Genomic DNA, 24,611 nt, shown 5'->3' on the forward strand with positions numbered 1-24,611 from the left:
AAACTTCTTCTTTCTTCCTTCTGCGATAAGATGACTTTTGGCAAATGGTACAAAATCAGATAAAAACGGAAGATAAACCATAAAACTTCTTCCCTCTTCCCTCTTCCTTCTTCCTTCTTCCTTCTGCAATAAGATGACTTTTGGCAAATAGTATAAAATCAGATAAATACGCAAGAGCAATAATAAAACTTCTTCTTTCTTCCTTCTGCGATAAGATGACTTTTGGCAAATGGTACAAAATCAGATAAAAACGGAAGATAAACCATAAAACTTCTTCCCTCTTCCTTCTGCGATAAGATGACTTTTGGCAAATGGTACAAAATCAGATAAAAACGGAAGATAAACCATAAAACTTCTTCCCTCTTCCAGCTTCGGTTATTCCCTCTTCCTTCTGCGATAAGATGACTTTTGGCAAATAGTATAAAATCAGATAAATACGCAAGAGCAATAATAAAACTTCTTCTTTCTTCCTTCTGCGATAAGATGACTTTTGGCAAATGGTACAAAATCAGATAAAAACGGAAGATAAACCATAAAACTTCTTCCCTCTTCCTTCTGCGATAAGATGACTTTTGGCAAATGGTACAAAATCAGATAAAAACGGAAGATAAACCATAAAACTTCTTCCCTCTTCCAGCTTCGGTTATTCCCTCTTCCTTCTGCGATAAGATGACTTTTGGCAAATAGTATAAAATCAGATAAATACGCAAGAGCAATAATAAAACTTCTTCTTTCTTCCTTCTGCGATAAGATGACTTTTGGCAAATGGTACAAAATCAGATAAAAACGGAAGATAAACCATAAAACTTCTTCCCTCTTCCCTCTTCCTTCTTCCTTCTTCCTTCTGCGATAAGATGACTTTTGGCAAATAGTATAAAATCAGATAAATACGCAAGAGCAATAATAAAACTTCTTCTTTCTTCCTTCTGCGATAAGATGACTTTTGGCAAATGGTACAAAATCAGATAAAAACGGAAGATAAACCATAAAACTTCTTCCCTCTTCCCTCTTCCTTCTTCCTTCTTCCTTCTGCAATAAGATGACTTTTGGCAAATAGTATAAAATCAGATAAATACGCAAGAGCAATAATAAAACTTCTTCTTTCTTCCTTCTGCGATAAGATGACTTTTGGCAAATAGTATAAAATCAGATAAATACGCAAGAGCAATAATAAAACTTCTTCCCTCTTCCTTCTACGGTAAGATGACTTTTGGCAAATGGTACAAAATCAGATAAAAACGGAAGATAAACCATAAAACTTCTTCCTTCTTCCTTCTTCCTTCTTCCTTTATATACTAATAACTGAATTAATATGACACAAACTAACTCAATATTTACTCAACTATCTCAGACTATCAATCAAATAATTGTCGGTCAAAATATACCTATTCAACAATTATTAATCGCCCTGTTAACTGGAGGTCATGTAATAATTGAAGGAGTTCCAGGCACAGGAAAAACTCTCACAGTCAAAGTATTAGCTAGATTAATTCAAGCCGAATTTAGCAGAGTTCAACTAACACCAGATATTCTACCATCAGATATCTTAGGAACTAATGTATTTGACCTCAATAGTCGCAACTTTACCTTAAAAAAAGGTCCGATTTTTACAGAAATATTATTAGCAGATGAAATTAATCGTACTCCACCAAAAACCCAGGCAGCTCTACTGGAAGCTATGGCAGAACAACAAGTAACATTAGATGGAGAAACTTTGCCATTGCCAAATTTATTTTGGGTAATTGCTACTCAAAATTCCCTAGAATTTGAAGGTACATATCCATTACCAGAAGCACAATTAGATAGATTTTTATTCAAGATTATTATTGATTATCCAGACAGAGCAGCAGAAAAACAAATGTTGTTCAATGTTCAACAAGGTTTTGCTACAAAAAGTATTCAATTAAATCAAATTCAACCTATCGCAACAGTCAAAGAAATAATTCTCACTCGTCAAAAAATAGAAGCAATTAACGTTCAAGAAAAAATATTAGATTATTTATTAGGGTTAGTTCAGCAAACCAGAAAACATCCAGATGTAGCTTTGGGTGCTTCTCCACGAGCGACAGTAGCATGGTTACAAACCAGTAAAACACAAGCTTGGTTAAATAATAGAAATTATGTAACTCCAGATGATATTAAAACAGTGGCATTACCTCTATTACGTCATCGGTTAATTTTGAAACCTGAAGCGCAGTTAGATGGAATACTAATTGATAGTGTAATTAATTCTATATTGAAACAAGTTTCAGTACCAAGGTAATAAGTAAGGAAGAGGGAAGAAGGAATAAGGAAGAAGGAATAAGGAAGAAGGAAGAAGGAAGAAGGAAGAAGGAGTAAATATTGAAAAAAAAGGGGAAAATGATAGAGATAGCTGTCTAATAATGAATTAGAGCAGCTCTTTTTTAGCATTCTTTTTTATATCATGTCCGGTTGAAAAGTTATAAATAAATGACGAAGGAGTCAGGAGTCAGGAGGGAAGAAAGAAGAAGAAAGAGAAAGTTTTTTGTTTGCTGACGCACAACTGCGTTAACTTGTAACTGGAACAGAGTTCGATCGCGCTCTTCTCCGGACATGATATTACCGGGTGCATCTCAATTTTGAATAAAGCCAAAAATTTATCACTTTTAGGCAACAGGGAATAGGGAATAGAGAATAGGGAATAGGGAATAAGGAATATATAGAACCCCTAAGCGTATCTTCATAAATATCAAGTTTTTTTAGCCTTGAGTCAGGAGACAGGAGACAGGAGACAGGAGGTAAGAGGGAAGAGAGAAGAGAGAAGAGGGAAGAGGAAAGATGTGGGTTCGTGATCATACAAAAAATTCAACACTCCTTCAGATGATTTTCGGTCAAAATTGATGCGCGAAAAGACTTGACTACCATAATTATATAGACCTCAAATGGGTTCTATAGGAAAAAAGCATTTTTGCAAATATGAGATGCACCCATATTACCCTTGGTATTAGAAGCTTAGAAGTGATAATTTTGAATTAAGTTGATTGGCGATCGCCATGAATTTCAAAGTGATATTTCAATATTAATTAAACCGAATAATTAAGACCAAAAATATCTCCCTAGCTACACCATAGGATGTTATCCTACAAACAGAATTTTCCCTTTGATTCAATCCTCTAATTATTAATTATTGAACAAAAAAAATATACTATCAGAGTTTTGAGATTCCATCGAAAAAACTGATAATTAAAATTTTAATCTTAAGATATAGCAGTCGAAGGAAAAGTTAAGACAGATCGGGAGCTTAAAACTCAGACAACGTAATATTTTTACTTCTTCCTTCTTCCTTCTTCCTTCTTCCCTCTTTCTTCTTTTTCTTCTGCTATGTTGACTAATAATTTATAGATCAAAACTTACCATTTACCAATTATTAATAATAAAAAAAATATTACTTTTTTCCGGAACTATACCCAATACTCTTGTTCCACTATATATGTATCCAATTCAATTAGTAAAACAGTGTAGGAATTAATGATTTTCATGGAAAACCAAACTTCTATGAACTTGTCCTATATTGTGTTACAATTAATTCAAAATTTATAGATTTTTTATATTATTGTATATTAAAATACGAAAGGGTGGAAAAAAGAGTGATTGTAAAAAATAACTATAACTATAATTATAAATCTCGTCAATCAGGAATACTTCAATTTATTATATTTAGCACAATCGCGCTTATCCTCAGTAGCTTAATGATATTTACTCCAGGAGCAGCATTAGTAGAATTTAAAAATTCTACAGCTCCAGTAGTTTTAGATGGGCGACCAATACTCAAAATTAGCAGTGTAGGGGAATATACTGCCCAGAAAAGAGCCGAATTAATTGAACAAAAGTTATCAACCGTAGTTTCATCATCAAAACCTATACATTTAAAAGTCAAAACAGATGAAAAACTACCAACAATTTGGTTAAATGACACCTATCTATTAACTGTTACTCAAAAAGATGTTTTTCCAGGAAGCAATCTCAAAGAGCAAACAGAAATTTGGGCAGAAAAAATTGAGGATTCAGTAAAAATAGCTCAAAAAGAACGCTCTTTAAAATTTATGGGAAACACATTAATTAAAGTAGGATTAATTATTAATGTGGCCATAGCAATAAACTGGCTATTAAAGTTAGTATGGCGAAAATATTTATATCAAGTTATATTGTTTTTTTTGGGAAATCATGGCATTGCTCATCCTGAAGAGAGCAAAAGTTTATCTATATTAATTAGTTTAAGTTTGCTAGTTACGAGAATAGCTTTATGGGTAGGAACAATTTTGTATATTACTAATAAATTTCCCCTAACTCGACAGTTTAGTTATCAGTTTACCGATACCTTAATTTCCACCTTTACTTCTCCAGTAATTCATTTGGGAAATCAAACATATTCTGTACCCGATCTATTAATTTTAGTAGGTTTAGTGTGGGCACTAATAATTGGTGTTGGTGGAATAACTAATATTTTAAAATCGCGCATTTTGCGAGTAACCGGAATTAACCGAGGCGCTCAAGAAGCGATCGCCACTATGACCAAATACAGTTTAATCACTATTGGTGTGATGGTACTATTGCAAGTATGGGGTCTAGACTTGAGTTCCATTACCTTGTTAGCAAGTGCGTTTGGCGTTGGTATTGGTTTAGGTTTCCAGGATATTGCTAAAAATTTTGGTAGTGGTTTGGTATTATTGTTTGAGCGACCGATACAGGTGGGCGACTTTGTAGAAATTGGAGAATATCAAGGCACGGTTGAACGCATTGGCGCCCGCAGTACAATGATCAAAACTTTCGACCATGTGTCTATTATTGTACCTAACTCCCGGTTTTTGGAGGCGGAGCTAATAAATTGGGATCATGACCATCCAGTTTCGGCGTTGCGGTTACCAGTGGGAGTTGCTTACGGATCTAATGTAGAGGCAGTACGTCAAGCTTTATTAGATGCAGCAGCAGCATCTTATCCCGATGTGTTATCGATACCAGAACCCCAGGTGTTGTTTATTGAGTTTGGAGATAGTTCTCTAAATTTCGAGTTACGGGTATGGACAGCGGAACCGAGCAAACAGGAAATTATTAGGAGTGACTTATATTTTAAGATCGAGGCAATATTGCGGGAGCGTCAGATAGAGATTCCGTTTCCGCAACAGGACTTGCATTTGCGGTCTGGGAATTTACCAATTGATTTATCCCCACGAATGGAAGCGATGTTGATGCAGTTTTTCCAGCAGGGAAGCAATGGGAAAAAAGTTAATTTGACTGGTAAAGAGCAGCGGAATTAAGTACCTGTGCAAAATTAATTTAATATTTGTAAGCAGGTAGTAGGGAGTAGGGGAGTGTGGGGAGTGTGGGAAGATGGAGAGTGTGGGAAGATGGAGAGTGTGGGGAGTGTGGGGAGTGTTGGAAGATGGAGAGTGTGGGGAGTGTGGGAGAAATTAAAAAATATATATCCTCACCATTACCATGCAGGACTACCGGGGAGTTTATGGGTATTCAGTAGACATAATATAACAACTTCGTTATCAGTCGCTCGACTAACTAAATTGATTCACTATTACTAAAACTATATGAGCTATTCCAATAGCTCACATTGCAGACTCTAAACCTTTTTGCCAATACAGATATCCGAGAATTAAACCAAATAATGAATTAATCGTAATAATATAGGAAATAAATATCCCATTTACCGAATTATTAATTATTAATTATTAATAATTAAATAATTCGCGCCTTGAAGCCTCCCCTTTTAAGGGGAAAAAGCGGTTGAGGGATGGCGAGGTCCCCTCGCCATATCCAATCAACCAAGACAGCGGTCGTTTGCGGAGCAGTCCGTTAGGATGGGATGGCGAGGAGACCTCGCCATATCCATGAGACCAAGAGAAAAGAAATAATATCTCCTTATATTCAATTCCGTAGCGGTTTTAACCAGAGGTAATTATCAATTATCCATTATCCATTATCCATTAATGAACTGACTTTGAAATGAAAAAGCTATGGTTCAACAATTAATAATTAATAATTACCTCTTCTTTCCAAGGAGAGGATTGACTGAAAGGAAAATTTTTTTCTTTTTTCCCCTTACAGCGCTTTTCAAATTGATGAACCACATCTTCACAAGCAAAACTTTGTAGGGGCGATTCGCGTTTGCGGAGCATTCCGTAGGAAATCGCCCCTACTGTGGTCTACCCAAATGAAAACCGCTGTAAAAGGGGAGGCTTTACAGCGCTTTTCAGATTGATAAACTACATCGTTATAACCAAAACTCTGTAAGGGAGAATGGCATTCGCCCCTACTGTGGTCTACTGAAATGAAAACCGCTGTAAACCATAATTTATCGGTAAATGTCCGACTCCAAATAATAAAGATGACAACAAAATTGCCATAACAAAGTATCGCCCTTGGGGTTTACCTTTTCCTCTTTGAAAAATTTTCCATCCTATCCAAACTAGGAATGTCATTAACCCCCATCTCATTAATAATTCTTCGGTAATACCTCCAAATAAAATGCAGGTTATAAATGGTAAATTGTTGGATATTTCCGAAGTTTTAGTTACAAAGTCTGAAGGTAAAAATGGTTGCCATAATAAGGCAATGAATGATCAAGCTAAACCTCCGATGAAACCTCCAATTATACCTGGTAATATCTGTGGTTTAATTACTGGCATAAGTGGATTTTTCTTAGCCATCGCTTCTGCTAAAGGTGCTGATAATTTAACTTTTTCAGCTAAAGCAACTCCAATAATTACTGTTATAGATAACAACACAGTTTGCTGGAATAAAGTCAACAGTTTAATTATCCATAAAGGAGGTAATTTGTTATCTTCTGGTAGAGGTATATCGATCAACAATAAAGATAATACTCCGACCATACCTATTAACCACAAAACCCAAAATAATTTATTTTTGTAGCTCATAAATCTGTGATTTTTAATGAGGTAAGCGTTCAGCTATCAGCAGTCAGCTATCAGCTTACCAAAAGTAATGCTATACGAGGGGTTAGGGGTGGGTTCCCTCACCGTAGGAACGTTGCATGCAAAGTCCCTACCGACTCCCCCACTCCACCTGCAATGCGAAAATGTATAAAAGTTTTTGAGAATATAGTATAACTATAGGCGATAACTGAATTTTATAACTGATAATTAATACCTATAGCCAATAGTAAACTTGCTAAAACACTACCTAAAAAACCTATTCCCAAATTAGTCATATTTGACTGACTAGCTGATGCCATTGCTGTGTTTAAATCTGGTGAAGTTAAACGCTCATAATTTTTCACAGCTACAATTGTTTCTGGTAAAGATGATATTAAACTTCCCAAAAAATAATGCAATCCTGCAAAGATTGAATCACCAAACAATTTAGTCAGTAAATCATCATAAATTTCAGTCCAAGCTATAAATAATGTATTTAAAATATAACATAATAATATCAATAAAGCCGTGCCTACAATAAACTTCCACCAACTTGCTTCATAATCATCTGCATTAATATCTTCAAATAATTCAGGTCTTTTTTGCTTAAACTGTTTTTCATAAAGAAAAAAGACAAATATACCTGCTAAACAAGTTATACCACCAACAATTACCCAAGGTAAAGTTCGGGAATCTATGACTTCTGGCAAAGGTGCAAATTCCGATTCACCAGTAATAAACCAATAAGCTGTAGTAGCAAAGGCAAACATTGATAATGACATGGAAAAATGCCATAAAAATAGCATTTTTTCTTTATTAAGAATTTCGATAAAATTTTTGATATTAGATATTTTTCCTAAAAATACCCATTTACCTATAACAATTATTGGTGCCACAATAAACATTAGATAAATATTGGCAAAATTTGAACCTAGAGGAGTTGCTATACCTCCTAACCTACCGAGACTCAATGATAGCAACATCAAAAATAATTCAGGATTATTTGTACTAGAATTGATTACTATTGTGCGTTGATTTTTACCTAAATATTTTTCAGCTAAACCTGCTGCAGAATTTACCATAGTATCTGTAGCAATAGGGATAAACCAAAAGCAAAAAATTATTGCTGCCAAGGCACTAATTGCCAAAAAAGTGATTTCATTAGTAGAGCGGTGTAATTGTATAATCCAAGTATCCATAGCTTCAGATAAGATTCAATATATAGCAGTCCTCGACAGGGTTGTTTAGAAAATCTTTTGGAATTAGAAAGTAGGTAACAGTAGTAATAGTTTCAGACTTTATTATCTGTATTTTAGTTTTTTTGCTATATACTCGCGCTACCTACACAAAATTCAATAGGAAATTAGCTACAATAAATAAAGACTATCCTGCTGTCATAGTCTTTACTCATTGTGGCTATTCTCAATCAAAATTCCATTCGATTTGTTTTTAATTGTCAACAATAGATAAATTCAATATTTTTTACAGAGATTCAATTCTACTTATTTTAACAATAGCATATTGAATGAAAATGTTCACTTATTACTTTTTCAATTTTCACTATTAAAATCTCACTAATTTTGGTTTTATTTTTACAGAATATATAGTTTCCTAATTAATTGTGATAGTTTTATGTGTTCTGGTTATTGATTTTTTATAATTATCTAATCATTAAGGTTTAAAGCCTCTTATTATTTGCATAAATAAATCAAAAAAAAATATTCACCAATCTTTTTTTATACAGATAATTATTAATTATTGAATACCTAAAATCTAATATTTAATCCAAACTAGCTACTCAAATCATGCTTCCATAGTACCGTCCACTATCTATATTTTTTAATACTAACCAAAATTGTAACTCTTGGTCATACTATAGTCTTATGGACGGCTTAAAATAGAATTATGTAGATATTTAATTAGTCAAAATTCATCTACCTATTAGGCAATCTTGGTACAGTTATTCCTTCTACTCGTTGGCGGTATTCTTCAACACCTGGATTAAAATCTATTGGTAAAACAGCCACAATATTATCATGAGGGCGAGGAATAATTACCCAAGATTCCAAGGTTGCACCATAAACTTTTTCGACTGCAGCAATTCCTGCATCCATAGCAGTTTTTACTTCCGAAACATCACCTCGAATTTGAACAGTAAACCGAGCGCTACCAACCCTAATATAACCCACTAAAGTGACTCGACCTGCTTTTACCATTGCATCTGAGGCAGCTAAAATACCTGGAAAACCCTTAGTTTCCAGTGCTCCAACAGCTTGTTGTGCCATTATATTTCTCCTAAATTTAAGTTAAGAATTAATCTCTGCAATTAATTGTAAAAATTTTAGATGTCTATCATAACTAAACTATATATTCAGCCAAATTATCAATAATATTAATTTGAGCTATCAATAAGTTTAGGACAATATTCATCTAAATTGTTCACTAATTTCTGTATAACTTAGTGGTAATACAGATTCTACATTCTCCGGGGGATTAGGAACAATATAGTGACTGTCCACAATACCACCATAGACTTTTTCTGCTGCTTCAATGCCAGCTTGGACTGAAGGATAAACTTCAGAAGTTGGTCCCCGAACTACCACGACAAAGTGGCCTCTTTCAGCTATACCGTAGTAAACTAAGGTAACTCGCGCAGCTTTGACCATAGCATCTGCAGCAGCTAATATACTGGGAAAACCAATAGTTTCTATGAGACCTACTGCTTCTGGCATAGAAATACTCCTGTACTCTGCAAAAATAAATCAATATAATTGTAATCCTAATGGCTGATGCTGTATATATAAATTGATAAAAAAGCAATCAATTATACCGGACTATAAGCATTTTTATCTATATTCGATCTCTTTTAAATTTTCCTGAAAAATATAGAATATAGTGTCATTTCAGTTATCAGTTAACAGTTATCAGTACCTCTGCAATAAGGAGCCTTGAAATCTGGAATATTCTCTTTTTTTCCTTAAAAAGGGAGGCTATTGAACATAAATTTTCAGTCACTAACTTAATTTAAAGTTGTCAGATATTATTGCTTTTAAGGTTGTTGTTATTTAATTAATTTATGCACAATATAATCAAATATCAATTCATCAAAAATTTTCAGAATAATATGAGAGCGATCGCGAGTAAAAACCATAGCAAAATTAATTCAGTAGTAAAATTTATTCTAGTTACCCTATTAACTTTTGGCATCACAATTACTTGGTCATCTCTAGGTTGGGCACAAATACCATTCCTGCCAAATATACAGCAAACGGAAAATCAAGGACCAATTTTTGATTGGTTTAATCGACCATATAAATGTGGTAATTTAATGTGTAGTAAAGTCTGGTTTAATGGCAGACCTTTAATTACTGTCGCTGCACCATCAGCTAATACAGAAGAGAATCAAAGTGCTATTTCTACTGCCAAGCAAAGAGCAAAAACTGTAGAAATTAATCTTCAACAAGTTTTAAAGATAGTACTACAGTCAAAAAATAGTAAAATACCAAACTCATCACCTCCAAATTCAACCCCTACATCTAATAATCAATTACCAGAAAAACCATCTGATTTTGACCAACCATTGCTTGCAAAACCGACATTAACTCCCAAGGCAAAAGAACTTCAGACAAGAATCCAAAAGATCACACCAAATATTGATATTATCCGCAAAGATAATATTAATAGTCAAGGCACAAATCAAAGTCTAAATCTTCATCCTCAAACACCCAAAATTGAAGTAGGAACTCTGAATAATTTAACAGTTATTTATGCGCCAGAACAACCAGGATTAACAACACAAACCATACTCACAGTTACAAAATATGATGTAGTTGCCAACTTTGCTAATAACGAATTGCAGCTAGCAAATATTTGGCAAAATCGCATTCTTCAAGAATTGAGTAATGCTTTAAAAGAAAGAGAATACTACAAGAAAAAACTATATATTATCATCGCTCAAGTTTCTATAATTATTGCTAGTATGATAATTATTAGCTCGGTATTAAAGTGGATACAAAAACGCTTGAAAGCTAAAATTGAATTGCTCAAACAAAAAATTAAAGAATTAGAGCAATCTCTACAAGTAAATCCCGAAGAAAAATCTATAGAAAATTATCAATCTACTGCAAATACAGCCAATACTCAAGCAGCAGAATCATCAATTAATTTCAACAAAGAATCTTTACTACATTCAAACCTAGAAATTACATCTCTCAGTATATTACTAGCAATGGTTGAAAATGCACCTTTAGCATTTTTGAATCAGTTAGAATACATCTGGTCAGCATTGCCAAAAGTTTCTCTAAAACGACAGTTTCTTTTAAAGAAACAAAAAAATATTACTGTTTTACTCGAGCAAATTTTAATGTGGGCACAAGTATTTATCTGGGTGGGAGGAATTAGTTTAATTGTTGCTATGTTCCCACAAACTAGGGCTTTATATTCTTTTCTCTTAACACAATATGTACAATTTTTACTAATATGGGTAATTGCCAGCATTACAGATAAAGCTACTTACTTCTTAATAGACTTTTGGTTAGATAAGTGGGCAACACAAGCACAACAAGGTTCTCTAGTACCTGAAAGATATACCATGCGAGTCAATACTTATTCAGGCGCACTCAAACAAGCAACAAGTGTTGTGATATACTCAATAGCCATTTTATTTACTGTACAAGCGATAGGTATTTCTCTTGCCGGAATAGGAATTATTGGTATAACGTTAACTTACGTTTTCAAAGCTAAAGTGGATAATCTGATTAACGGTTGCTTGATTTTATGGACGGATCAGTATGCTGTTGGAGATGTAGTTCAAATAGGTAATGTAACAGGTCTTGTAGAACATATAAATCTTTATCTGACTCAACTGAGGGGAGCAGAAGGGCGACTCATTACTATTCCTAATGGTAGTTTTGAGGTGGTGCAAAACTTGACAAAAGATTGGTCTCGGGTAGACTTTCGAGTTGAAATTGCCTACAGTGCAGATGCTAGGAAAGCACTAAATACGATTGAAGAAGTGTCAGAGCAAATGCGAAACGAACCTGAATGGCAAGATAAAATTCTCGAACCTGCAATAATTCTAGGAGTTGATAATATCTCGCACACAGGCATTTTAATTCAAATTTGGATTAAGACTGCACCAATACAACAGTTTGCAGTGGGACGTGAATTCCGCCTCAGAATTAAACAAGCATTTGACCAAGAAGGTATTGCTATTGGTGTACCGCAACAGTCTGTGAATCTTCAAAATTATCCTAACAATACTAATAGCGATCGCAACAAAGGAGACAATTCATATCTTTCAGCTCTAGGAGGTGGGGAGTGAGGGAGTAGGGGAGTGGGGGAGTGGGGGAGTAGGGGAGTAGGGAGAAATAATTGATACCAAATCCGCTCTGGTTCGGTATCAATAAATGTTCCAACCGATGCGTCATTGCCAAATCTTTCTCAACATTCCCCTCCTGGGAGGGGTTAGGGGTGGGTCTCCATCTCCCCACACTCTTCACACTCCCCATTACAGCGCTTTTCAAATTGATGAACCACATCTTCACAATCAAAACCCTGTAGAGACGTTCCATGGAACGTCCTTACTTGTGGTCTACCGAAATGAAAACCGCTGTAATTCCCCTAACTCCTGACTCAGTCCTCCTGACTTCCCCTCCTGGGAGAGACTGGGGGTGGGTTGACTCCTACCCTTACCAAAAGATTTTTTCAGCAAACCCTAATTAGGGCTTGCTGATTAATTCTAAAAGTATTGACTGATATTGGTTTTAGCGTTTTAGATTTGAAAAAAGTACCAGCTTTGGAATGGAAAAAACTCATGCATGCTAGTATTTTGGGACGATTATGGCAGAAAAATTGAGAGACAAAACTTAGCTCCTACCTCCTCTACATTCCCCGTTCCTCCTGTCTCCTGTCTCCTGTCTCCTGTATCCTACCCCAGCAAAAATACTTTATGAGCGCAAACCCTAATTACTTACTACTTCCACCGCTCGATCGCTCTTTTGCGGATGTATTTTCTCCACATCACTTTGCAAAGCTACATACAAACGATTTAAAGCATTTATATAAGCTTGAGCTGATGCCACAATAATATCAGTATTAGCAGCATGACCAGAATACACCCGTCCTTCATGACGCAAACGAATAGTCACTCCTCCAATAGCATCAATACCAGCAGTTACCGACTGCACAGAAAACTCAATTAAATCATTAGGCACATTCACCACTCGGTTAATTGCCCTGTATACAGCATCCACAGGACCAGTACCAATAGCAGCATCAGTCAATTCCTCCCCATTAGGAGTTCGGATACTAACCGTGGCAGTGGGACGAGAGCGATCGCCACAGGAAACCTGTACCAACTCTATACGGAAGAGTTCTGGTGGTTGTTGAATCTCACTGTTAACAATAGATTCTAAATCCCAATCTGTAATTTCTTTCTTTTTGTCTGCCAAATCTTTAAATCTGAGGAAAGCTTTATTCACCTCTTCATCAGAAATATCAAACCCAAGTTCTTTGAGACGAGTTTGGAAAGCATGACGACCGGAAAGTTTACCCAAGACTATTTGGTTATCTGTCAAACCGATAGACTCAGCATCCATGATTTCATAAGTAAGCTTATTCTTAAGTACTCCATCTTGATGAATACCTGACTCATGGGCAAAAGCATTAGCACCGACAATAGCTTTGTTTGGTTGCACAAACATTCCTGTCAAGTTAGAAACCAGACGAGATGTTTTATAAATATGACGAGTATCAATCTTAGTAAGTGGTGCTTCTGACTCTGGTGCGCGACCAAGGAAAGGATTGAAATATTGTCGCCGGACGTGCAATGCCATAACTAACTCTTCCAAAGCAGCATTACCAGCTCGCTCACCGATACCGTTAATAGTGCATTCCAGTTGACGAGCGCCGTTTTTCACAGCTTCGAGGAAGTTGGCGACTGCTAAACCGAGGTCGTTGTGACCGTGAACAGAAATAATCGCTTGGTCAATATTGGGTACATTTTCCTTAATACCTCGGATGAGTGCCCCAAATTCAGTAGGTGTCGTATAACCAACAGTATCGGGAATATTCACCGTAGTTGCTCCAGCAGCGATCGCCGCCTCCAATACTTGATAGAGAAATTCTGGGTCAGAGCGACCTGCATCTTCGGGTGAAAATTCTACATCATCTACGAAAGTTTTAGCATAGGCCACCATTTCAGGAGCGATCGCTAATACTTCTTCTCTAGTTTTCTTGAGTTTATAAGCTAAGTGAATATCGGAAGTAGCAATAAAAGTATGAATACGAGCATTAACTGCGGGTTTCAGAGCTTTACCTGCTGCTTCGATATCTGCACGAGTCGTTCTTGCCAAACCACAGATTGTTGGGCCTCCTTCTACACCCACTGTCTCAGCAATTTTCTGTACTGCTTCAAAATCTCCAGGACTAGAGTAGGGAAAACCAGCTTCAATCACATCTACTCCCAGGCGAGATAGTTGCCGAGCAATAGTCAATTTTTCATCTATATTGAGAGCCGCCCCAGGAGATTGTTCCCCATCCCGGAGAGTCGTATCAAAAATAATAATTCTGTCTTGATTACTTGTCATTATTTTTACCTTTATAGTTTACAGCAATTAGCTTTGAGCTTTTTTTAATCTTACCTTGTCTTACAATTTAGTTCATATACTTTAAATTAACTAGCTATCAGCTATCAGCTTAAAAATTCACGCATATAATTAGGTATCTATTTGCGGAGCATTCCAGACCGAAACCCTTTTCAAACGTAAATTATTCTAATTTTTTTGAGTTTTCAAGCAAGGTATTTAAGTTTTCAAGCAGAGATTTTTTCTTTAATACTTCCTGCCTTCTGACTTAGTGTATTCTAAAAGAAATTGATTTTTTTTCCTTCTTAAATTATTAATTATTAATTATTAATTATTAATTAATATTCTGCCTTTTCTATTTGGTCGCGAATATCATTTAAGTCTACATATTGGTCTGTGGCATTTCGCAATTCTCTAGCAATCATTCCTTCTGTTGATACAACTGTTATATGAGTATTTTTAGAACGTAGTAGCTCAATAGCTCTTTCAAAATCCCCATCTCCACTAAATAAAACTACTTGGTCATATTGGTCTACTGTATTAAACATATCTACTACAATTTCAATATCTAAGTTAGCTTTTTGAGAATAGCGACCTGAAACATCATCATAATATTCTTTAAGAATTTTAGTGCGTACTGTATAACCCAAACTAATTAAAGCATCTCGGAATCCCCTTTGATCCTGTGGGTCTTTTAAACCTGTGTACCAAAAAGCATTTATTAGTTTGACTTCTGGTTTATTGAAATGTTCTAATACTCTTCTAGGGTCAAAAAACCAACCATTTTTTTGTTGAGCGTAGAACATATTATTCCCGTCAACAAATATAGAAAGACGGTTCTTGGAATTATTCATAGAAACTTAAGTTTAATATTAATTTTAGATAATTCAGTCTAAATCTATTATTTTAGTAATATTCCTATCATCAATGCAATTATTTTTAATTTAGATAAACTAATATTATTACTTGTATGTTTCAGATTTAAACTGCAAAAAATCACCCTTATATCATAAACCGATAATATTTTTCTCTACTCATAATTTTAATAATTTTAGTAGTTATATACTATCTATTTTAGTCTTTTTTCTGTAAAAAAATACTTTTTATGCTTATTAAATTAATTGATCCCCTTCTAGATCTTCAATATAAGACAATAATTCTTCATTAAGGCCATATTTTGAATATTTGATTCGTCCAATATTCTAATAATTCAGTCAAATCAAAAACAATTGACTTAATAAAAACTATGTATAGCAGAAGGAAGAAGTAATCAGGAAAAATCTTGCGTTGTCTGAGTTTTAAACTTTTGATATGTCCGCGCCCTTATCCTTCGACTGCTATATATAAAATTCGGAATATAGAAAAACTGGGGCAGTACAAAATTACAGCCCTCAAATATACAAATTCCATCAAGATAAAGACTTACACCCCGATAAATTCCTGGGTGATTATACCTAAGCCTTTTTGCTTTCTATCGCCCAACGAGCTAATTCTGTCCGATTGTGTAGACCAGTTTTACCAAGCATATTGCTTACATGACTCTCAATCGTTCTTTGACTAACTTCCATCAATTGTGCAATGTCACGATTTGCCATCCCCTGGGCTACAAGTTGGACTACCTTTAACTCTGTGGGAGTTAATTCTACGTTTCTGCGCACCTTGATTTTTGGCCCATTACTAACTATGCCAGAATTTTGATGTTTAATTAGGCGAGAAGCTTGCTTCAGGGAAGATTCTACTTGAGCTACGAGTTCTTCAGGCTCAAATGGTTTGACAATGTAGACATCAGCTCCTGTATTTAAACCTTTGACTCGGTCTTGACTTTGACCTTTGGCAGATAGAAATAGAACTGGAACCCATTCTGTAGCTGGGTTTTCTCTGATGTGTTGCACAAGGGTATAGCCATCCATTTCTGGCATCATCACATCACATATAATTAGCTCAGGAATTTCATTTTCCAGCTTTTCTAGTGCCTCTCGGCCATTTTCTGCCGTTGTTACCTGATACCCACGAAATTCTAAATAATCCTTGACTAATAAGATTAAATTAGGGTCATCGTCAACCAACATTAACCGTCTTTGGTCTGTAGTATTAATTTCCTTCATAATTGAAGAACTCACTTTGTTTAATTCCCGCAAACATTAACTTCAAAGACTGGTATAAACCACATCTTTCATAAAAGATTAAAGAAGTAGGGCGAGTTTGCTACTTTCTTTTAAATTAATATATGTCCCTACCCACAGGGCTGGGACTGCATCTAAACTCTCTAACTAAAGAAATTATGCTTCTATCTATTATAGATTTTAGATTCAATCAATACTTCTATAATATTTTAGATATATAACTAGGTAATAGTTTTGTATTTGTGAAAAATAACTTCCACTACTTTTAATAATATATGAAAATTTGACAGTATTGGCTACTAATGTTATTGGAATTTATATTGATAACTATTAGTTACTAATTGTTAACTTTTAACTTTTGAGTTTGTCCGTCAAGTAAATGTCCACAATTTCTGAGTATCAGCGAATGAATCAACTAAGGCTATTTGATGAAATAATCATTGATTCCGGCAAAGGATGAGTGAGAAAAACATATTCCTCTACAACTCGATCACCTATTATATGCTCTTGAATAATTCTTTCAATTACAGGAGGAGTTGCGGAATGATACCATACTCCTTCAGGATAAACAACCATGATTGGACCTTGACAACAAACTCGTAAACAGTTAGCTTTAGTACGAAATATATAGCCAGGTAAATCAGTGTTAACCTGGTCAAGTTTTAACTCTTTGAGCCGTTTTTTGAGATAATTCCACGCCTCTAAACCAGCCTCTGTTGAACAACATTTAGGCTTTGTTTGGTCAGCACAAATAAAAATATGTCGCTGAATTTTACTTAGTCCCAGAGATTGGATACAAACACCAAGAGATTCCTGACAAATATCTTGGTCAATATCGTCCTGTCGAGCATTTTCCTGGGATTCGGCGCTCTGGAAGTTAGTCCCATTAGATTTCTCGGTTTTTTGAGATGATATATTGTCTGCCATAAAATTTTCGACACACCTTCCAACGAACTTCTAAGGATATTGTCTTTTTGTCAAATGTCTTATTTTAAATAATAAATGACTTTGACAGTAAAATTCTCGATCTACTCAGATAATTTTAGTTTACTGTCCTAATTTAAAAAGCTCAATTCAATTGAGAGGACTGTCTTTTTGTCGATTTTATTTAGACTTTTGACTAAAAGTTCGATAGTCCTGCATGGTAATGGTAGGATACACATTCTTTAATTTCTCCCACACTCCCACTCTCCCCATCTCCCCATCTCCCCATCCCCCCACACTCCCGGTGCTTCCTTTACCATTACTATGCACCACCACCAAAAACCAAATCCCTCAGTTCGGGAACCCGTACAGTTTCATCAGTTGCAATAGCAACTCCTATTCAGCTAAATTAGCACTCAGGTAGTGAGAGTGCTAAAAAATCAAACGAAGCCAGTAATTTAGCTTCAGATTCTAGCCTCTCAGCAATAATAAAATTTATCTGGAGGGAAAAAAATGGCAGCCGTAACACTAAGTGTTTCTACCGTTAAGCCTTTAGGCGATCGCGTATTTGTCAAAGTCAGTGCAGCTGAAGAAAAAACAGCAGGTGGTATTCTTCTACCTGACAATGCAAAAGAAAAACCCCAAGTAGGAGAAGTTGCTGCTGCTGGTCCTGGTAAGCGTAATGACGATGGTTCCCGCGCAGAAATGGAAGTTAAAGTCGGAGACAAAGTGCTGTACTCCAAATACGCTGGAACAGATATCAAACTCGGTGGCGATGAGTATGTGCTACTTGCAGAAAAAGATATTCTCGCAATTGTTAACTAAGAATTATCAAGTTGTTCCATAGCACTAGCAAACTTCTTCGACCTATTTGATGTTTGCCAAAGTGCTAAAACAACAATTATCAACAAAATAACAAATAGAGCAGCGAGAAGATTGCTCCAATACCTTGAGTGAAACCACTCTCAAAGCAAGCTCACAGATAGATTTTTGTCTATCCCGAGGAGTCTAGAAGTCTGTTGACAGGCTGGAAGCAAAAGTGGATTTATCCCTTTTGTGGTGTTTTTTTACACAGAATTCAGGGTGTTTCAACCCCTGGAGATGTCAAATCCACAATTACTAATCAATAAGAATTACAACTATGGCTAAACGTATTATCTACAACGAAAATGCTCGTCGCGCTCTCGAAAGAGGTATGGATATTCTGGCTGAGTCCGTAGCAGTAACACTCGGTCCGAAAGGTAGAAATGTAGTTCTAGAGAAAAAATTTGGCGCTCCTCAAATCGTTAATGATGGTGTTACCATCGCTAAAGAAATCGAACTAGAAGACCATATTGAAAATACAGGGGTTGCCCTAATTCGTCAAGCAGCTTCTAAAACCAATGACGCAGCAGGTGACGGTACTACTACAGCTACCGTTTTAGCTCACGCAATTGTCAAAGAGGGTCTAAGGAACGTAGCTGCAGGTGCTAACCCCATCGCCATCAAGCGCGGTGTTGACAAAGCGTCTAACTACTTAGTAGAAAAAATTGCATCTCACGCTCGTCAAATTGAAGATTCTAAGGCGATCGCTCAAGTTGGTTCCATTTCTGCTGGTAATGACGAAGAAGTGGGTAATATGATTGCCCAAGCAATGGATAAGGTAGGCAAGGAAGGCGTAATTTCCTTAGAAGAAGGGAAGTCAATGCAGACCGAACTAGAAATTACTGAAGGTATGCGCTTCGACAAAGGCTACATCTCTCCCTACTTCGCAACAGACATGGAGCGGATGGAAGCTGTACTCGAAGAACCCATGATTCTAATTACTGATAAGAAAATTGCTTTAGTACAAGATTTAGTACCAGTATTAGAACAAGTAGCTCGTTCTGGCAAACCTTTATTAATCTTAGCTGAAGATATTGAGAAGGAAGCTTTAGCTACTCTGGTTGTTAACCGTCTGCGGGGTGTGTTGAATGTAGCTGCAGTGAAAGCTCCTGGTTTTGGCGATCGCCGTAAAGCAATGTTAGAAGATATTGCTGTATTAACTGGCGGTCAAGTTATTACTGAAGATGCTGGTTTGAAACTAGAAAGCACCAAACTAGATATGCTTGGTAAAGCTCGTCGCATCAACATCACCAAGGACAACACTACCATCGTTGCTGAAGGTAACGAAAAAGAAGTTAAAGCTCGTTGCGAACAAATTCGCCGTCAGATGGAAGAAACTGATTCTTCCTACGACAAAGAGAAGTTACAAGAGCGTCTAGCTAAGTTAGCTGGTGGGGTAGCTGTAATCAAGGTTGGTGCTGCTACTGAAACAGAAATGAAAGACCGCAAGTTACGCTTGGAAGATGCTATCAACGCAACTAAAGCTGCTGTAGAAGAAGGTATTGTTCCTGGTGGCGGTACAACCCTAGCTCACTTAGCTCCCGATCTAGAAAAATGGGCAAATGATAACTTGCAAGCTGAAGAGTTAACTGGTGCTTTAATTGTTAGTCGTGCTTTGTTAGCTCCACTGAAGCGCATTGCTGAAAATGCTGGTCAGAACGGTGCTGTGATTGCCGAGCGCGTGAGAGAGAAAGATTTTAATACTGGTTACAATGCTGCTACTAACGAGTTTATAGATTTGTTTGAAGCTGGTATTGTTGACCCTGCTAAGGTAACTCGTTCTGCTCTACAAAACGCTGCTTCTATTGCTGGTATGGTGTTGACAACTGAGTGTATTGTTGTTGACAAACCTGAACCTAAGGAAGGTGCTCCTGCTGGCGCTGGTATGGGCGGCGGAGATTTCGATTACTAGATTTGAAGAAGGAAGAAGGAAGGAGGAAGAAGGAAGAAGGAAAATATTATGTTGTCTTAGTTTTCAGCTCTCGATCTATCCGCCTCCTTTCCTTTGACTGCTGTAAATAGTGTGTATTGTGTTTGGGCCACCTCCATTGATTGGGGGTGGTTTTGTTATAGCAGAAGGAAGAAGGAAGAAGAAAGAAGGAAGAAGGAAGAAGGAAGAAGGAAGAATATTGCGTTGTCTTAAGTTTTACAGAGGTTTTCATTTGGGTAGACCACAATAGGGACTTTCCATGGAACGTCTTACAGAAGTCAGAAGTCAGAAGTAAAAAAAGTGAATTGGTCTCAAAATTATTGGTTATAAAGGACTTCAATTTTATTAATGTCATAACACTTTTTTGTAGCCATATAAAACCACAAAATTTTAATAAATAATGATTATGTCTAACTATAAAATTACTCTTCAACCTGTTTATTCAGAAACAGTATTGATACCGAAAGAAGTAAAATCACCTCCTAATTTATCTATATATTGGTATCAAACAGAAACTCTTAAAGCATTACGCGATCCTAATATTGATGTTATTTTTATTGGTAGTTTAGTATTTAACTGCTTTAAATACTATGAACCAAATTATAAAGTTGACGGTTTTTCAAGAATTGTCTATCGTAATAAGGTGTGGGGAAAGTCTCAATAGAGTAGCGATCGCAAGTGAGTTCATGAACACGTAATCCTAACGCTACTCTGGAATTACTAAGTTAGTAGCTAAAGGAATTGGTTTTGTCGCTGTACGACTGATGCGAAAAGCTTTACCAGAAAATTGGGTTTAAAGCCTCCCCCTTTTAGGGGGACTTTTAAATTGGTTTTTCTTTGATAAGTATGCTATCATGTTGTTAGTTTGAAAGTCAGGTTATGAAAGCTAGATTTAAGTATCGTATCTATCCAACACCGGGACAAAAACACCGATTAGCCAAGCTATTTGGTTGTGTTCGTGTGGTTTGGAATGATAGTCTAGCTTGTTCCCAAGAAAAGTACAAATCAGGAAAAAAGAAACCCACTAATTCTGAGCTACAAAAACTCTTTATTACTCAAGCTAAAAAGACTAAATATAGAGAATGGCTATCAGAAGTTTCTGCTATACCATTGCAGCAATCTTTGAATGATTTAAACCAGGCATATCAAAACTTTTTTAAGTCAACTAAAGGTCAGAGGAAAGGTAAGCCTATAAGACCTCCTAAGTTCAAAAGTAGAAAGTCAAAGCAAACTGCTAGGTTTACAAAAGGAGGTTTTAAAGTTGGTCAACACAAAGTTTATTTAGCCAAGATAGGAAAGCTGAAAATAGTTTGGTCAAGAGAGTTACCTGCTACTCCATCATCAGTAACAGTAATCAAAGATTCAGCTAATAGGTATTTCTTAAGTTTTGTAGTAGAAACTTGTGCCCAAATCTTGCCTCAAACTGATAATTCAGTAGGTATAGATTTAGGTATCAAAACCTTTGCTACATTTAGTGATGGTACAAAGGTTGATGCTCCTAAACCACTCAAAAAACGAATTAAGAAGTTAAGAAAGTTAAGTAAGTCATTATCTAACAAAACTAGAGGGTCAAAACGATATGAAAAAGCTAGACTGAGAGTGGCTAAATTTCATGCCGAGTTAAAAGATACTAGAATGGATTTTATCCATAAATTATCCACTGAAATAATTCGTGAAAACCAAACAGTTGTTTTAGAAGATTTGAACGTTTCTGGAATGGTGAAAAACCGTAAATTATCCAGAGCAATTTCTGATTTAGGTTGGAGACAATTCAGGATACTTCTAGAAGGTAAAGCAGAAAAATACGGTCGTGATTTTAGAGTGATTAGTCGTTGGGAACCCACATCTCAAATTTGCTCTTGTTGTGGATTTAAAGGTGGCAAGTTAGACCTTTCAATTAGGGAGTGGGAATGTCTCAATTGTGGAAGTAAGCATGATAGAGACGAAAATGCAGCAATAAATATATTAGTCGCGGGCGGGCAGTCCGAGACAAAAAATGGACGTGGAGGCAAGCATAAGACTACTGCCAAAGTAGCAGCAGCCAAAGAAACGTCAACCCACCGAAGAGCTACGGCTCAGTAGGAATCTCCGCGCCTTCAGGCCGGAGAGGATGTCAAAAGCCCCTATCATAAAGTTCTAGAGGTATCAGAGTTTATTGATCTTGCTTTTGAACTTCTCACAGAAAGAAGGCTACCCAATGGAACGCAAGACAAGATCAAAGACTTTCTTAAGTGGTTTGCCACCGAAGGTTTTTATGCCCAGGCATACACTGTTATCCAAGGAGTTTACACAAAAGCTGACAGTGAAGCACTACATCAGTGGTTAGAGGCTCGTTTGAGGAATAAACATGAACGGTTGCCCTATGCTCGCTTTATTGCTGAAATTCGAGAGTCACCTGCCTACTGGACTGACTATACCTATATCAAACTATTTGGCAAACTTGCATCTGAAATGCGCCTAGAATGGGAGACAATAGATGGTACTCCACGCATTGCTCGTAATCATATTCCTGAAGCTTTGGGACTTGAAGCTGTAGGGAAAATTTCCATACTTTTTGTTGAAACTTACTAAAGCCAAACAAATATAGCAGAATTAAATTGATTTAATATCAGCATTCCGCTCAATTTTATCAATAACTTCTTTAACCCTTTCATACTCTAAATTTTTCTCTTCTTCTACAAACAATTCAGCAGCTTTCTGTAAATCTTCCAGAGCTTTTGGCAAATTTCCTAACTGCTCATATAAAATTCCACGACTTTCATAAGCATTAGCAAAATTAGGCTGCAATTCAATGGCTCGATTAAGGTCTGCTAAAGCCACTTCATAATCTCCTAATTCTAAATAAGCAGCACCCCGATTATGATAAGTCAAAAATAGTTCTGGATTAAGCTTCAAAGCCTGATTATAATTAGAAATTGCCTCCCGATAATTTCCCAAAGCACTATAAGCATTGCCTCGATTATTGTAAGCATCTGGTAAATTTGGTTTGATTCCTAACGCCTGGTCGTAATCAATAATTGCACCCCAGTCGTCTCCCAATAAACGACGGATATTACCCCGATTATTATAAGCATCTGCTAATTCAGGATTTGATTTAATTGCTTGAGAAAAATCTGCTATTGCCTGCTGATAATTTCCAAAATTTTGCCAAATATTACCTCTATTTAGATAAGCTTCAGCATAATCGGGCTTAAGTTGAATTGCCCAATTATAATCCTCAATTGCACCCTGTTTATCTCCAAATTCAGTCCTAGCAACTCCCAGATTAAAGTAAGTTTGAGGATCATTAGGTTTCAGTTCAATTACTTTAGAATAATCAGCGATCGCTCCTGGATAATCTCCTAATTTCCGCCGAATAATTCCCCGATTATTATAAGCATCTACAGCATTTTGCTCTAATTCTATTGCTTTAGAAAAATCTGCAATTGCACCTTGTTCGTCTCCTATTCCAGAGCGAGCAACACCACGATTACTATAGACATAAAATAAATTTGACTCTAATTCTATTACTTTATTAAAATCTGGAATTGCTGCTTGATAATTGCCAAGAATACTATTAATATTTCCACGATTATAATAAGCCTCTATGCGACTAGGATCGAGATTAATTACATTAGTAAAATCCTCAATTCCTCCTTGATAGTCTGCTAATTCAATTCGTAAAATACCACGATTATAATAAGCTTCAATAAAATCCGGTCTCAGCTCAATAGCTTTACTAAAATCATTCAAAGCTTCGGGAATATTTCCATCATTATATTTTTCGACACCCCGATTAAAATAAACAGAAGCATCTTGATTTTCCGAGTCATTATTAATAATATTATCCTCACTCACAGCAGCATAATATTCCGTAGTGGTTTGAGCTAAAACATAATGATGAGGGAAAATTATTCCAATTAAAGCCAAGGAATAAGCAAGAAGTAATTTAGCCATATAAGTGTTCCGGAACAGTATTGGTCTTAAATATTTTTGTCTGATTAAAGTGTTGAACATTTTTCCTCCTAATAATAAGCTATGAGCATTTGAGCAATTGAGCATTTGAGCTTTTTAATGAATGAAGCAAGTATTTGTTATAAGTGTTCCGGAACAGTATTGGTCTTAAATATTTTTGTCTGATTAAAGTGTTGAACATTTTTCCTCCTAATCATCAGCTATGAGCATTTGAGAATTTCAGCTTTTTAATGAATGAAGCAAGCATTGGTTATAAGTGTTCCGGAACAGTATTGCTTCTAAATATTTTTGTCTGATTAAAGTGTTGAAAATTTTTCCTCCTAAT

General features: G+C 35.9%; 24 protein-coding genes. 10 read left to right on the forward strand and 14 right to left on the reverse strand.

The genetic code is table 11. The annotated features are described in order from the left end of the window. From F6K23_RS15690 to F6K23_RS15700, 3 genes are all read right to left on the reverse strand, one after another. The coding region (locus F6K23_RS15690) for a hypothetical protein (RefSeq protein ID WP_293157077.1) at positions 1-180 on the reverse strand (180 nt) is incomplete at its 3' end. Between the two features lie 246 nt (positions 181-426). Next, on the reverse strand, positions 427-765 hold the full coding sequence (locus F6K23_RS15695; RefSeq protein ID WP_293157080.1) for a hypothetical protein: 339 nt from the start codon (positions 763-765) through the stop codon (positions 427-429). Positions 766-961: 196 nt separating this feature from the next. Further along, entirely contained in the window at positions 962-1,168 is a 207-nt protein-coding gene (locus F6K23_RS15700; protein WP_293157083.1) for a hypothetical protein, read from the reverse strand. A gap of 144 nt (positions 1,169-1,312) precedes the next feature. Here F6K23_RS15700 and F6K23_RS15705 point away from each other — a divergent pair, with 144 nt between their 5' ends. From F6K23_RS15705 to F6K23_RS15715, 3 genes are all read left to right on the forward strand, one after another. After that, positions 1,313-2,263: a MoxR family ATPase gene (locus F6K23_RS15705; RefSeq protein ID WP_293157086.1), complete on the forward strand. Its 951-nt coding sequence runs from the start codon at positions 1,313-1,315 to the stop codon at positions 2,261-2,263. A 1,447-nt stretch (positions 2,264-3,710) separates the two neighbouring features. Next, positions 3,711-5,276: a mechanosensitive ion channel family protein gene (locus F6K23_RS15710; protein ID WP_293157089.1), complete on the forward strand. Its 1,566-nt coding sequence runs from the start codon at positions 3,711-3,713 to the stop codon at positions 5,274-5,276. 56 nt (positions 5,277-5,332) lie between these two features. Continuing rightward, positions 5,333-5,494, forward strand: a complete 162-nt coding sequence (locus tag F6K23_RS15715; protein WP_293157092.1) for a hypothetical protein — start codon at positions 5,333-5,335, stop codon at positions 5,492-5,494. Positions 5,495-6,293: 799 nt separating this feature from the next. Here the strand turns inward: F6K23_RS15715 and F6K23_RS15720 are convergent. From F6K23_RS15720 to F6K23_RS15740, 5 genes are all read right to left on the reverse strand, one after another. Then, on the reverse strand, positions 6,294-6,587 hold the full coding sequence (locus F6K23_RS15720) for a CPBP family intramembrane glutamic endopeptidase (RefSeq protein WP_367267713.1): 294 nt from the start codon (positions 6,585-6,587) through the stop codon (positions 6,294-6,296). Positions 6,588-6,593: 6 nt separating this feature from the next. Beyond that, the gene (locus F6K23_RS15725; protein ID WP_293157095.1) at positions 6,594-6,908 is read right to left on the reverse strand and encodes a hypothetical protein; all 315 of its coding nucleotides are present in this window, start codon (positions 6,906-6,908) and stop codon (positions 6,594-6,596) included. A 212-nt stretch (positions 6,909-7,120) separates the two neighbouring features. Next, positions 7,121-8,104, reverse strand: coding sequence for a hypothetical protein (locus F6K23_RS15730; protein ID WP_124143538.1), 984 nt, complete (start codon positions 8,102-8,104; stop codon positions 7,121-7,123). 735 nt (positions 8,105-8,839) lie between these two features. Further along, positions 8,840-9,190, reverse strand: a complete 351-nt coding sequence (locus F6K23_RS15735) for a carbon dioxide-concentrating mechanism protein CcmK (RefSeq protein ID WP_287274684.1) — start codon at positions 9,188-9,190, stop codon at positions 8,840-8,842. Between the two features lie 141 nt (positions 9,191-9,331). Beyond that, positions 9,332-9,637 carry a BMC domain-containing protein gene (locus F6K23_RS15740; RefSeq protein ID WP_124143536.1) on the reverse strand — a complete coding sequence of 102 codons (306 nt, stop codon included), beginning with the start codon at positions 9,635-9,637 and terminating at the stop codon, positions 9,332-9,334. A gap of 344 nt (positions 9,638-9,981) precedes the next feature. On the opposite strand from F6K23_RS15740, the gene F6K23_RS15745 reads away from it, so the two are divergent. Next, positions 9,982-12,228: a mechanosensitive ion channel family protein gene (locus F6K23_RS15745; RefSeq protein WP_293157098.1), complete on the forward strand. Its 2,247-nt coding sequence runs from the start codon at positions 9,982-9,984 to the stop codon at positions 12,226-12,228. A 640-nt stretch (positions 12,229-12,868) separates the two neighbouring features. Here F6K23_RS15745 and F6K23_RS15750 read toward each other — a convergent pair. From F6K23_RS15750 to F6K23_RS15770, 5 genes are all read right to left on the reverse strand, one after another. Continuing rightward, positions 12,869-14,494, reverse strand: a complete 1,626-nt coding sequence (locus tag F6K23_RS15750; protein WP_293157101.1) for a 2-isopropylmalate synthase — start codon at positions 14,492-14,494, stop codon at positions 12,869-12,871. Between the two features lie 335 nt (positions 14,495-14,829). After that, positions 14,830-15,345 carry an NYN domain-containing protein gene (locus F6K23_RS15755; protein WP_293068798.1) on the reverse strand — a complete coding sequence of 172 codons (516 nt, stop codon included), beginning with the start codon at positions 15,343-15,345 and terminating at the stop codon, positions 14,830-14,832. Between the two features lie 600 nt (positions 15,346-15,945). After that, entirely contained in the window at positions 15,946-16,596 is a 651-nt protein-coding gene (locus F6K23_RS15760) for a response regulator transcription factor (RefSeq protein ID WP_293157152.1), read from the reverse strand. Between the two features lie 429 nt (positions 16,597-17,025). After that, entirely contained in the window at positions 17,026-17,541 is a 516-nt protein-coding gene (locus F6K23_RS15765; protein WP_293157104.1) for a ferredoxin, read from the reverse strand. Positions 17,542-17,718: 177 nt separating this feature from the next. Further along, a complete protein-coding gene (locus F6K23_RS15770) occupies positions 17,719-17,877 on the reverse strand; it encodes a hypothetical protein (RefSeq protein ID WP_293157107.1) in 159 nt (52 codons plus the stop codon). A gap of 174 nt (positions 17,878-18,051) precedes the next feature. On the opposite strand from F6K23_RS15770, the gene groES reads away from it, so the two are divergent. The 6 genes from groES (at position 18,052) to F6K23_RS15800 (ending at position 22,903) form a co-directional block, all read left to right on the forward strand. Further along, positions 18,052-18,363, forward strand: a complete 312-nt coding sequence (gene groES, locus F6K23_RS15775; protein ID WP_124147414.1) for a co-chaperone GroES — start codon at positions 18,052-18,054, stop codon at positions 18,361-18,363. 316 nt (positions 18,364-18,679) lie between these two features. Beyond that, on the forward strand, positions 18,680-20,314 hold the full coding sequence (gene groL / locus F6K23_RS15780) for a chaperonin GroEL (RefSeq protein ID WP_293157110.1): 1,635 nt from the start codon (positions 18,680-18,682) through the stop codon (positions 20,312-20,314). A 118-nt stretch (positions 20,315-20,432) separates the two neighbouring features. After that, complete coding sequence (locus F6K23_RS15785) at positions 20,433-20,582, forward strand: hypothetical protein (protein ID WP_293157113.1); 150 nt, start codon at positions 20,433-20,435, stop codon at positions 20,580-20,582. A gap of 156 nt (positions 20,583-20,738) precedes the next feature. Further along, a complete protein-coding gene (locus F6K23_RS15790; RefSeq protein WP_293157116.1) occupies positions 20,739-20,996 on the forward strand; it encodes a hypothetical protein in 258 nt (85 codons plus the stop codon). A gap of 215 nt (positions 20,997-21,211) precedes the next feature. After that, positions 21,212-22,414 (forward strand): RNA-guided endonuclease TnpB family protein, encoded by a 1,203-nt coding sequence (locus F6K23_RS15795; protein WP_293157119.1) that lies wholly within the window; start codon positions 21,212-21,214, stop codon positions 22,412-22,414. A 252-nt stretch (positions 22,415-22,666) separates the two neighbouring features. Then, on the forward strand, positions 22,667-22,903 hold the full coding sequence (locus tag F6K23_RS15800) for a hypothetical protein (protein ID WP_293157122.1): 237 nt from the start codon (positions 22,667-22,669) through the stop codon (positions 22,901-22,903). A gap of 21 nt (positions 22,904-22,924) precedes the next feature. Here F6K23_RS15800 and F6K23_RS15805 read toward each other — a convergent pair whose 3' ends face one another. Further along, positions 22,925-24,268: a tetratricopeptide repeat protein gene (locus F6K23_RS15805; protein WP_293157125.1), complete on the reverse strand. Its 1,344-nt coding sequence runs from the start codon at positions 24,266-24,268 to the stop codon at positions 22,925-22,927. Between the last annotated feature and the right edge of the window lie 343 nt (positions 24,269-24,611).

It is taken from the genome of Okeania sp. SIO2C9, from assembly GCF_010672455.1.
Taxonomy (GTDB): Bacteria; Cyanobacteriota; Cyanobacteriia; order Cyanobacteriales; family Microcoleaceae; genus Okeania.